We start from the raw sequence: 10,283 nt of genomic DNA on the forward strand, positions 1-10,283 counted from the left end.
TGAAACCCGCTAAAATGCGTTTCTCACGAAAAGGTGCCCTGCATGCTCAATCTTAGCTCCGACGAGCGCCGTACCCTGCGCGCACGTGCCCATTCCCTGCATCCCGTGGTCTCGATCAGCCAGAGCGGTCTCTCGGAATCGGTCGTCAGGGAGATCAATGCCAACCTCGCCAGCCACGGACTGATCAAGATTCGTGTATATGACGACGACCGGCAAGCCCGCGAACAGTACCTTACCTCGCTGTGCGAGCGGCTTGATGCGGCGCCGGTTCAGCATATCGGCAAGCTACTGGTGATCTGGCGTCCGCAGCCCGATGATCAGGCACAGGGCGCCAGGCACCGCTTTGTGAGACGCGCTGAGCCGCGGCGCAGCAAGCGTAGTTTCCAGGGAGGTTCCGATCGCTGATCACGGCGATGCGCCAACTACCCTCCCCGCTGTTCCCCGTAGGCGGGCTTACTTTGTGCCTCGCCCGCGGCCGATCACCAGCACCAAGCCGAGCAGGCTTTGAACCAGGTAGAGAATACTGGAAACGCCATGCCAGGTGGCGAAGCGGCTGCGCAACACGCTCTCCATCACTTCTCGCGGCAAGGCGTCGGCTTTCAGTTGGGCTAACAGGGGCTGAATCCCGAACAGACCGACGACGGTGAGCAGCAGCATCAGGACGAGCAGCCAGAAGTTTCGGCGCCGCAGGGCCGCTGAACCGATGCGCAGCACCACGAAGAGCAACAGATAGGTCGCGCAGGCCAGGCCAACCCAGCCGATCAATTCGAACAACCTGCCGGCAAGAAAGCCAGCCAACTGGCGGTCGCTGCTCAGCGCAAGGAACAAGGTCGGCGCGACGAGATAACCGATCGCCCACAAGCCCCCGACCCACAGGGTCAGCGCCACGTCGTAGAGTGCGTCCGCGAGGCGTTGCATGGCCAAGGGGCTTCAGTGTTCTATTGGTAGGACACCGCGATCACTTCGTACTCGCGAACGCCGCCGGGGGCCTGAACCTCGGCGACGTCGCCGGCGAACTTGCCGATCAGGGCGCGAGCGATCGGCGAGTTGATCGAAATCTTGCCCGCCTTGATATCGGCTTCATCTTCGCCAACGATCTGGTAGCTCACGCGGGCACCCGTTTCCTGGTCCTCGAGATCCAGCGTAGCCCCGAAAACGCAACGCCCGTCGGCGTCGAGCAGCTTGGGGTCGATGATCTGGGCATTGGCGAGTTTGCTCTCGACCTCCTTGATGCGTCCTTCGACGAAGCCCTGTCTTTCCTTGGCAGCATCGTACTCGGCGTTCTCCGACAGGTCGCCGTGTGAGCGCGCTTCGGCAATCGCCGCGATTGTGCGCGGGCGCTCCACGGTCTTCATGTAATGCAGTTCGGCGCGAAGTTTTTCCGCGCCATTGACGGTCAGAGGTATTTTGCTCATATCACTCGTTGCCAACGACCCGCCGCCGCCACCGCCACCAGGTGAGCGGCGAGCGCCGTCGGTTGCATGGTTAACTAACTCAATTCGGCGTGCAGGTCCTGTATTGAATACACAACCAACTCGCCGCGGTTCTTGATCCCCGCCGTGGCGGCTTCCGCACCCCAGATCGTGGTGTAGATCGTTACCCGTGCCGCCAGCCCGGAGGTGCGTATCGAGCGTGAATCGCTGATCGCCTTGCGCTTCTCGTCTACCGTGTTGATGATCAGGACAATCTCGTTATTCTTGATCATGTCGACCACATGCGGGCGGCCCTCGGTCACTTTGTTGACCGGCGTGACGGCAATTCCCGCCGCCGCAATGGCCGCGGCGGTACCGCGCGTGGCCAGGATCGAGAAGCCGGCGGCGCGCAGATCGCGGGCGATGGCCACCGCTTTCTGCTTGTCCGATTCCTTGACGCTGATGAACACCTGGCCTGAACTGGGCAGGCGCACGGTGGCCGCCATCTGGCTCTTGACGAAGGCCTCGGAAAAGCTCAGGCCGATACCCATCACCTCGCCGGTCGATTTCATTTCGGGGCCGAGAATGGTATCGACCCCGCGGAACTTGGCGAACGGAAAAACGGCTTCCTTGACCGAAAAATAATGCGGGATGACTTCCCTGGTCACCCCCTGGCTGGCCAGTGACTGCCCGACCATGCAGCGAGCGGCAATCTTTGCCAGTTGCAGGCCGGTCGCCTTCGAGACAAAGGGGACCGTACGTGAAGCGCGCGGGTTGACTTCCAGGACAAAGACGACGCCGTTCTGGATCGCGAACTGGACGTTCATCAACCCGCAGACATTCAAACCCCTGGCCATCAGCCGCGTCTGCCGGCGTAGTTCGTCCTGCAGTTCGGACGACAGCGAATACGGCGGCAGCGAACACGCCGAGTCCCCCGAATGAACCCCTGCCTGTTCGATGTGCTCCATCACGCCGCCGATGAGCACGTCGTTGCCGTCACAAAGGGCATCCACGTCCACTTCAATGGCGTCGTTCAGGAAGCGGTCGAGCAACACCGGCGAGTCGTTGGACACCTTGACCGCCTCGCGCATGTAGCGCTCGAGGTCGCGCGGGTCATGAACGATCTCCATCGCCCGGCCGCCGAGAACGTACGATGGACGAACGACCAGCGGATAGCCGATTTCGGCCGCCAGGCGCAAGGCGTCAGGCTCGGTGCGCGCGGTACGGTTCGACGGCTGCTTGAGACCGAGATCCTGCAACAGCTTCTGGAATCGCTCACGGTCCTCGGCGGCGTCAATCATGTCCGGGCTGGTACCGATGATAGTCACCCCATTGGCTTCGAGGTCGCGCGCCAGCTTTAGCGGCGTCTGGCCGCCGTACTGGACGATGACGCCAATCGGTTTCTCGACGGCGACGATTTCCAGCACGTCTTCGAGCGTCAGCGGTTCGAAGTAGAGGCGATCCGAGGTGTCGTAGTCGGTGGACACGGTTTCCGGATTGCAGTTGACCATGATCGTCTCGTAACCGTCTTCGCGCAGCGCCAGTGCCGCATGCACGCAGCAGTAGTCGAACTCGATTCCCTGGCCGATGCGGTTCGGGCCGCCGCCCAGGACCATGATCTTCCTGCGCTCGCTGGGATTCGCCTCACACTCTTCTTCGTAGGTCGAGTACATGTACGCGGTATCGGTCGCGAACTCGGCGGCGCAGGTGTCAACACGCTTGTAGACCGGGCGGACTGCCAAAGCGTGGCGACGCTCGCGAACTGCCGTCTGCGTGGTTCTCATCAGTGTCGCCAGGCGTTTGTCGGAGAAGCCGGCACGCTTCAAGTGCCGGATTTCGTCGCGCGACAGCGAAGCGAGCGGCCGACTCCGGATTCGTTCGGCCTTCTGGTAGAGGTCCTCGATCTGCGCGAGGAACCAGGGGTCGATCGCCGTCAGGCGCTGAATCTCTTCGAGGTGCAGACCGATACGGAAGGCGTCGGCGATGTACCAGATCCGTTCGGGGCGTGCTTCGCTCAAGGCCGTCTCGATTTCCTCGCGGTCAACGCTGATCTCGTCAAAGCCATCAACACCGATTTCCAGGCCGCGCAGCGCCTTTTGCAAGGACTCCTGGAAGGTCCGCCCGATGGCCATGACTTCGCCTACCGACTTCATCTGCGTGGTCAGTCGCGAATCAGCTTCCGGGAACTTCTCGAACGCGAAACGTGGCACCTTGGTGACCACGTAGTCGATCGACGGCTCGAACGAGGCCGGCGTCTTGCCACCGGTAATGTCGTTGGCCAGCTCATCCAGCGTATAACCCACCGCCAGCTTGGCGGCCACCTTGGCAATCGGGAAACCGGTCGCTTTCGAGGCCAGCGCTGACGAGCGCGAGACGCGTGGGTTCATCTCGATGACGATCATTCGCCCGTCGGTCGGGCAGATCGCGAACTGCACGTTCGAACCGCCGGTATCGACGCCGATCTCGCGCAGCACCGCCACCGAGGCGTCGCGCATGATCTGGTATTCCTTGTCGGTCAGCGTCTGCGCCGGTGCGACGGTGATCGAGTCGCCGGTATGGACGCCCATCGGATCGAGGTTTTCGATCGAGCAAACGATGATGCAGTTGTCGTTCCTGTCGCGAACGACTTCCATCTCGAATTCCTTCCAGCCGATCAGCGACTCCTCGATCAGTAGTTCGCTGGTCGGGCTGGCCTCCAGGCCGCGCTTGCAGATGTCGACAAACTCTTCCTGGTTGTAGGCGATGCCGCCACCCGAGCCGCCCATGGTGAACGATGGCCGGATGATCGACGGATAGCCGATCATCGCTTGCACCTGGAGGGCTTCCTCCATCGAGTGCGCGACCGCCGAACGAGCCGACGCGAGACCGATGGCGGTCATCGCCGTCTTGAACTTCTCGCGGTCTTCGGCCTTGTCGATGGCTTGCCTGGTGGCGCCGATCATCTCGACGCCAAACTGTTCGAGGACGCCGTGCCTGGCCAGATCGAGCGCACAGTTCAGGGCAGTCTGCCCGCCCATGGTTGGCAGCAACGCGTCGGGCCGCTCCCGGCTGATGATCTTTTCGACCACCCGCCAGGTAATCGGCTCGATGTAGGTCACATCGGCCATTTCCGGATCGGTCATGATCGTCGCCGGATTCGAGTTCACCAGGATCACCCGGTAGCCCTCTTCGCGCAGTGCCTTGCAGGCTTGCGCACCGGAGTAATCGAACTCGCACGCCTGGCCGATGACGATCGGGCCGGCACCAATAATGAGGATGCTCTTGAGGTCTGTGCGCTTAGGCATGTGGCGCCTTCTGGTCTTGCATCATCTGGACAAAGCGATCGAACAGGTAGGCGATGTCGTGCGGCCCCGGGCTCGCTTCCGGGTGGCCCTGGAACGAAAAAGCCGGCACGTCGCGCCGGGCAACGCCCTGCAGTGAGCCGTCGAAGAGCGAAACGTGCGTCGTCAGCAGATTGTCGGGCAAGGTTTCACTGTCCACCGCAAAGCCGTGGTTCTGGCTGGTGATCAGCACCTGGCCGGTCTGCAGATCCTTGACCGGGTGGTTGGCACCGTGATGGCCGAACTTCATTTTCAGCGTCCGGGCGCCGGAGGCCAGTGCCAAGAGCTGGTGACCCAGGCAGATGCCGAAGGTCGGCACTCCTTCAGCAAGCAGTTCGCGGATGGCCCTGATGGCGTAGCCGCAAGGCTCCGGATCGCCGGGGCCGTTCGACAGAAAGACACCGTCCGGGTGCTGCGCGAGGACTTCGGCGGCGCTCGTCTGGGCCGGCACGACGGTCACCTTGCAGCCGCGCGCCGCCAACATGCGCAGAATGTGGTGTTTGATGCCGAAGTCGTAGGCCACTACATGCCACCGCGCGGCGGGCGCTGCGCGATATCCGCCGATGGTCCATTCACCGCCGGTCCAGTCATAGGGTGCAGCGACGCTGACCACCTTGGCCAGATCCATTCCGGTGAGACCGGGGAAGGCACGCGCTTCGGCGACGGCGCGATGGTCATCGACCTCGACGGCCATCAGGCAACCCGCCTGGGCGCCTTTTTCCCGCAGGATGCGGGTGAGTTTGCGGGTATCGATGCCGGCGATGGCCACGATGCCATGCTGATGCAGATACTCGGCCAGAGTTTCCTGCCGACGCCAGCTCTCGGCACGAATCGGCAGGTCGCGAATGACCAGGCCGGCGGCATAATTGCCGCGCGATTCGAAGTCTTCGGCATTGCAACCGACGTTGCCGATGTGCGGATAGGTGAGAGTGACGATCTGGCGGCAATACGAAGGATCGGTCAGGATCTCCTGGTAGCCGGTCATTGCGGTATTGAAAACGACCTCCCCGCTGGTACTGCCTCCAGCGCCGATCGCTTGGCCACGGAAAATCGTGCCATCGGCCAGGGCGAGAATCGCGGGAGGAAGAGTGGGTAGCAAGGACACAAAAAGACTCCTGTGGATGCTGCGGATGAATACTCGCCGGTCAGGGCTTCAGAGACGAAAAAGCGGGACGGGCGCGCAGCCGTCCCGCTTCGATCCATGCAAACCGCGGGATTATACCGGAGCACAGCTCATTTTGGGCTTATTCCACGCACCCACGAACCCCTGCACCGTGCTGTAGCCACTAGCCGTATGGCGAGCACTCCTATCGGCGTCGCTTGCCCAACTCGGCCGGAATCGCACTTGTCCCCAGCACCTTGGCCAACAACGCGGGTCGCGTACCGACGCCGATCCGGTGATAGATCTCCTGGAGGTAGTCCTTTACCGTTTGCTCGGCAAGGCAGATGGTGTCGGCAATCTTGTCGTTGGCCAGGCCGCGCAGCGCCCAGGTCGCGACTTCCAACTGGCGTGGCGATAGCCCGAAAACCTCCAGCCGACGGACGAAATCGGTCCGCTGTTGAAACGGCTGCAGGACGACGACCGTCGCTCCCCCCCAGGCCGACCTCTGTCGCATTGCCGCTGACCAGCGCTCGACCGGGCCGGCATCCGCCTGAGGCTGATCGACCCCATTCGCCGCTTCCGCCACTGCGAAGCGGCACAGCAGACTGGTCGTTGCCCACGGCACCCGGCTGAGGCGAAAGTATTGCCACGCGAGTTTGATGACTGCCGCACCCTGCGTCGGCAGCGCTGCGCATAGCGCTGCCGGCGGCGTCGTGCCCAGAAAGCGCTGGGCTGGGGCATTGAGGTACAGGGCCTGTCCTGCGCTGCCAAACACCAGTATCCCCGTTTCGGCGCGTCGCGTCGGATCGCTCACCTGGCGACGCAGGTGGATCGCCCGCGCCAGGTGCGGGCCGACGCAGTCGAGCAGCGCCTGCTCGTCGGCGCTGAAATCGCGCTCGTGTCTTTGCCGGTGTACGCTGAAGACGGCAACGGGTTGTTGTGCCAGGCCGGTGAGTATGCCAAGCGCGTGATGGTAGGGTACTTGCCGCAAGAACGTACTGAACTCGCTGCGCCCGACATCGCCGGTAGTGATCACGTCCGAGAAGCGCATGGTGCGATTGAGCAGTGCCGGGCCCGGCTGCTGCTGCACGAAGGGATCCAGTGGCGCATAGTGCGCAAGATAGGTTTCCATGTCCGCGGCACTGCAATCGAAGCACAGCCCCGGCTGCAGTTCCAGCGTCTCCGGGTTCACCGGCATGAAGACCCCGCTCGCAAACGACATCAATTCGCGCAGCGCCGTGAACACCGAGCGCACCATCTCGCCGTCGTCGCTCGCCGCGTAGGCCATCTCGATGATCTGCAGCAGCCGCTCGCCTTGACCGTACGATCTGTTCATCGCTCTTCCCCCTACAGAGAGTCGCCCGGGCCACTGATATAACGGTGGCCGTCCGCAAGAACACTACTTTTGTAGGATAGACCATGCTGGTATCTGGGCATAGTATTTTTGCGACCACAAGAATCTTCAGGCCATGCCGAAATCTGCTGCCTGTTGTTCTCACCGTTCACTTGGAAAATGGGGGCCCGCCATGCTTGACGTATCGGTACAGAAAGCGCTTCAGGAAGTCTTCATCCTTGCCACTGGCCGGGGTGCAAACAGTAACGAGATGGAGATGCTGGGCGGCTGGTCGGGCTCGAATGGCGACTGGGCGCCGCTGATCGACGTGGTCAACGCCTACATGACTGATCAGGCTGCTGCACACGGTACGGCCGCGACCTTCCAGACGCTGGCCCTGAACGGCCTCGGCCTGACCTTGAGCGACAGCGACGCCGCCGGGCTCGCGCCGCTGATTGATTCGGGACAAATGAAGTGGGCGGACGTTTTTGTCATCGTGATGAACTGGACCGATGAGCTCGGCCAAACGCTCGACAACCGTGCCGAAGCAGCGCATCAATTCCTGGCCGACCTGTCTACCGCAGGAAAGAGCGCCTACTTTACAGGTTCCCCCGTCAATGACGCCGTCCACAATCTACTTCAGGGAATCAGCGACAGCGCGCAGAGTCTTGCCACCGGCGAAAAGGGTCTGGAAGCGCTGACTACCCGTCTGTCGGCAAGCGGCATCAAAACCTCGGTTGTCGATGGGTACATCGCCGGCGCCACCGTGTTTGTCGATGCCAATGGCGATGGAAAGTTCAGCACTGGCGAGTTTTCCACCACCACCGATGCGTCCGGCAACTTCCTCCTGCCTGCGACGACTAGTGGCGGCACGCTGATCGCCAATGGCGGCGTCGACATCCTGACCGGCAAGGAATTCCATGGTGCTTTCACCGCTCCGTCGGGTTCCACCGTGGTGAATCCGCTGACGACCCTAATCGAGAACCTGGTGGCGGGCGGCGCGAGCGTCGCCGGCGCCGCCGCGTCGGTTCAGCAGGCGCTCGGTTTGCCGGTCGACATCAACCTGCTTTCCTACGACCCCATCGCTGTGCTCGCCGACGCCAACGCCACTACGCAGGACAAGGCAGCCGCGCTGCTCGTCGAGCGGGCCGCGCTGAAGGTGGCCAACATCATCGCCATCGCCGGCAGCGCGATTAACGCCAGCAGCGCCAACATCGACCTGCTGGCCGCCACCGGCGCCGTCACCCAGGCGCTTGCCGCTGCGATGACGGGCGGGAAGGCAATCGATCTGGCTGACCATGCACTGCTCACCGACCGGATTCAGGTGGCCATTGCCACCGCTGGCGCCAGTAGCCTGATTGACCAGGCGAGCGACATCGCCAGCCTCATCGCCGGCAGCAACCACGCGGCCGAGGGGGCCGCCGACATCCGGACTCTGGCGCAAAGCGCCGTGATCGCGCAAGGAAACGCACTGGACGCGCTGGTGCAGGCGATCGAAGGTGGCCAGGGCCTGGCGGGCGTGCTCGCCAGTTTCACCGGCAAGGCGCTGACCGACGCCATCCACACAGCGGAAGTGGGCGAAATCGTTCACGGACAGCAGGTCCCTGGACCGGGACCTGATCCAGTGCCCGAGCCAGGACCGGGACCTGATCCCGTGCCCGAGCCAGGACCGGGACCTGATCCCGTGCCCGAGCCGGGACCGGGACCTGATCCGGTGCCCGAGCCGGGACCTGTGCCTGATCCGGCGCCGACGCTTACAGGGTCCCATCCATCGGACAACGGAACGATGGAGTTCGATCAGGGCCTGTCGCTGGGGTTCTCCGAGAGTATCTACGCCGGCACCGGAACCCTCCGGCTGTACCAGGCGAACGGCAGCCTCGTGGAAAGCTTCGATGTCGCTACCGGAATGGGAGGGGCGGGCGGGACGGTCGCCTTCTGGAACTTCCCTGGGAAAGGCGGGAACATCTATGTGAATCCCGGCGCCGACTTGCTGCCAGGAACCGACTACTACCTTCAGATCGACCCGACTGCGCTGAAGGACAGTACCGACCACAGCTATGCCGGCATTAGTGACAATACGACCCTGAACTTCAAGGCGGTCGACTCGGTACCAACGCTCTCCGGGTCCGACCCGTCAGACAACGGGACCATGGAGTTCGATCGGAACCTGTCGCTGTGGTTCTCCGAGAACATCCACGCGGGTACCGGCACCCTCCGGCTGTACCAAGCCGACGGCACCCCGGTAGAAAGCTTCGATGTCGCTACCGGTTTGGGAGGGGCAGGCGGTTCGCTCAGCTTCAACGGCTCGTCGGTCGATATTAACCCCAAGGGCGACCTGCTGCCGGGAACCGACTACTACCTTCAGATCGACCCGACTGCGCTGAAGGACAGTACCGACCACAGCTATGCCGGCATCAGTGACAATACGACCCTGAACTTCAAGGCGGTCGACTCGGTGCCAACGCTCTCCTGGTCCGACCCGTCAGACAACGGGACCCTGGAGTTCAATCGGGACATCGGCCTGCATTTCTCAGAGAACATCCACGCCGGCACCGGCACCATCCGGCTGTACCAGGCGGACGGCACAGTGGTAGAAAGCTTCGATGTCGCGACCGGAATTGGAGGTGCAGGCGGCTCGGTCATGTTCCAAGGCTTGAGCGTCGCTGTTAATCCCCAAGCCGACCTGCTGCCGGGAACCGACTACTACCTTCAGATCGACCCGACTGCGCTGAAGGATAGTACCGACCACAGCTATGCCGGCATTAGCGACAATACGACCCTGAACTTCAAGGCTGTCGACTCGGTACCAACGCTCAACGGGTCCAACCCGTCAGACAACGGGACCATGGAGGTCGATCAGAGCCTGTCATTGTACTTCTCCGAGAACATCCACGCCGGCACCGGCACCATCCGGCTGTACCAGGCCGACGGGACCGTGGTGGAAAGCTTCAACGTCGCGACCGGAGTGGGGGAGGCAGGCGGTTCGCTCAGCTTCAACGGCAGTAGCGTACTCCTCAACCCCAAAGCCGACCTGCTGCCAGGAACCGACTACTACTGCGTATTTCACGCCATCGTGACCGGTGATTTCACCAAAGCGTGACCGGCGTTTCACGAGA

At 62.5% G+C, this 10,283-nt stretch carries 7 protein-coding genes; 2 read left to right on the forward strand and 5 right to left on the reverse strand.

Annotation, left to right across the window (positions count from 1 at the left end; all coding sequences use genetic code 11):
• Positions 1–42 precede the first annotated feature (42 nt).
• Positions 43–405: a YhbY family RNA-binding protein gene (locus ACCAA_RS07330; protein ID WP_186406579.1), complete on the forward strand. Its 363-nt coding sequence runs from the start codon at positions 43–45 to the stop codon at positions 403–405.
• 48 nt (positions 406–453) lie between these two features.
• On the opposite strand, the gene ACCAA_RS07335 is transcribed toward ACCAA_RS07330, so the two are convergent.
• From ACCAA_RS07335 to ACCAA_RS07355, 5 genes are all read right to left on the reverse strand, one after another.
• Complete coding sequence (locus ACCAA_RS07335) at positions 454–918, reverse strand: DUF4149 domain-containing protein (RefSeq protein ID WP_186406580.1); 465 nt, start codon at positions 916–918, stop codon at positions 454–456.
• A 20-nt stretch (positions 919–938) separates the two neighbouring features.
• Complete coding sequence (gene greA / locus ACCAA_RS07340) at positions 939–1,415, reverse strand: transcription elongation factor GreA (RefSeq protein ID WP_186406581.1); 477 nt, start codon at positions 1,413–1,415, stop codon at positions 939–941.
• Positions 1,416–1,489: 74 nt separating this feature from the next.
• Positions 1,490–4,696: a carbamoyl-phosphate synthase large subunit gene (gene carB / locus ACCAA_RS07345; RefSeq protein WP_186406582.1), complete on the reverse strand. Its 3,207-nt coding sequence runs from the start codon at positions 4,694–4,696 to the stop codon at positions 1,490–1,492.
• Positions 4,689–5,831: a glutamine-hydrolyzing carbamoyl-phosphate synthase small subunit gene (gene carA / locus ACCAA_RS07350; RefSeq protein ID WP_186406590.1), complete on the reverse strand. Its 1,143-nt coding sequence runs from the start codon at positions 5,829–5,831 to the stop codon at positions 4,689–4,691. The genes carB and carA overlap by 8 nt, the downstream gene beginning before the upstream one ends.
• A 208-nt stretch (positions 5,832–6,039) precedes the next feature.
• Positions 6,040–7,170 carry a helix-turn-helix transcriptional regulator gene (locus ACCAA_RS07355; protein WP_186406583.1) on the reverse strand — a complete coding sequence of 377 codons (1,131 nt, stop codon included), beginning with the start codon at positions 7,168–7,170 and terminating at the stop codon, positions 6,040–6,042.
• Between the two features lie 190 nt (positions 7,171–7,360).
• Here ACCAA_RS07355 and ACCAA_RS07360 point away from each other — a divergent pair, with 190 nt between their 5' ends.
• Positions 7,361–10,267: an Ig-like domain-containing domain gene (locus ACCAA_RS07360; RefSeq protein WP_186406584.1), complete on the forward strand. Its 2,907-nt coding sequence runs from the start codon at positions 7,361–7,363 to the stop codon at positions 10,265–10,267.
• Positions 10,268–10,283 lie beyond the last annotated feature (16 nt).

Source organism: Candidatus Accumulibacter aalborgensis, from assembly GCF_900089955.1.
GTDB classification, from domain to species: Bacteria; Pseudomonadota; Gammaproteobacteria; order Burkholderiales; family Rhodocyclaceae; genus Accumulibacter; species Accumulibacter aalborgensis.